The following is a 1,216-nucleotide window of genomic DNA, read 5'->3' as shown; positions in this document are numbered from 1 at the left end:
GCGGGCGCCGTCCACCGCGGCGGCCCGGCGGCGGCTGGTGTCGGCCTCGGCGCTGGCCACGTTCCCGCGTACCAGGACCACCACGACCAGGGTCAGCGCGAACCCGCCGACGCGCAGGGCGAACAGGACCGGGTCCTCGGGCAGGCTCTCGCCGAACAGGATGGTTCCGGCCACCACCATGAACACGTTGCCCACCACGTTCGACACCGGGGCGGTGATCGAGGCGCGCGAGCGCTGCAACGACGTCTGGAACAGCACGATCCCCACCGCCCAGCCCAGCGCGTACAGATACGGGTAGGGCGAGGTCAGCGCGGGCAGGACGGCCGCGGCCACCCCGTGCTCCGCCAGCAGTCCGCCGAGCCCCTTGCCCTGGAGCCCAGCGCTGCCCTGGGCCAGTCCCGCCGCCGCGCCCATCGCGGCGGCCGACACGTACCGGCCCCCGCGCCCGGCGGCGCCCATCACCGCCACGCAGGCGACCACCGTCACCAGGCTGACGGTGACCAGGACGGGGGTGTTCGCGGAGGTCCCCGTCTCGCCGCCGTCGGTGGTGGACAGGGTGAGCAGGCCGAGGGCCACCGGCATGAGGCCGAGCGCCACGTACTCGCCGCGGGTGACGCGTTCGCCCATGACCAGGGTCGCGACGAGGAGCGTGGCCGCCACGCCCGCCGCGAAGGCGGGCTGGGCGACCGACACCGGGGCCAGGCCCAGGGAGACGATGAGGCCGACGCTGCCCAGGGCGGCGAACGCGCAGCCGAGCACCCAGCGCGGGTTGCCCAGCAGGATCCGCGCCAGGTGGAGCGGTCGGTGGACGGAGATCGACTCCGACCCGTGCAGGGCGCGCTGTTCGACGGTGAGGCCGACGGTGTAGACCATGGCGGAGGTCAGCGCGACCAGGAGTCCGATCACGGTGGATCCCTTCGGTCGGGACGGCGGTGCGGACCGGTCTGCAATGTATAACAAGTTCTAGTCTGCTCGTCACGGTGGCTCGGCCACGCGGTACCGCTCGGGCCCGTCGTACTACCCTGTTGGTGAGCCCCCTGCCCTCGTGTGATCGGCCGTGAACGGGGGAACCGTCCGTGACGGGTGAGAACCGGTTCCGGGTCCGCCCGCGCGACGTCACACCGAGGAATGGGGCACGGTGCGGGACCCAGACGAGCCCGAGAAGGACGTTTCCGAGACCGGGGGCGACGCCGACGCCGCCGCGGAGGGCGGCGCG

Annotated in this window: 1 protein-coding gene; it reads right to left on the bottom strand. The window is 73.4% G+C overall.

From position 1 onward, the window contains the following. Window positions 1–906, bottom strand: a 906-nt coding sequence (locus D471_RS0100320) for a hypothetical protein (RefSeq protein ID WP_017596782.1), incomplete at its 3' end; no start/stop codon positions are given. Between the last annotated feature and the right edge of the window lie 310 nt (window positions 907–1,216).

Origin of the sequence: Nocardiopsis lucentensis DSM 44048 (assembly GCF_000341125.1) — a bacterium.
Lineage (GTDB): Bacteria > Actinomycetota > Actinomycetes > Streptosporangiales > Streptosporangiaceae > Nocardiopsis > Nocardiopsis lucentensis.
This window is presented reverse-complemented; position numbering and strand designations above follow the sequence as displayed.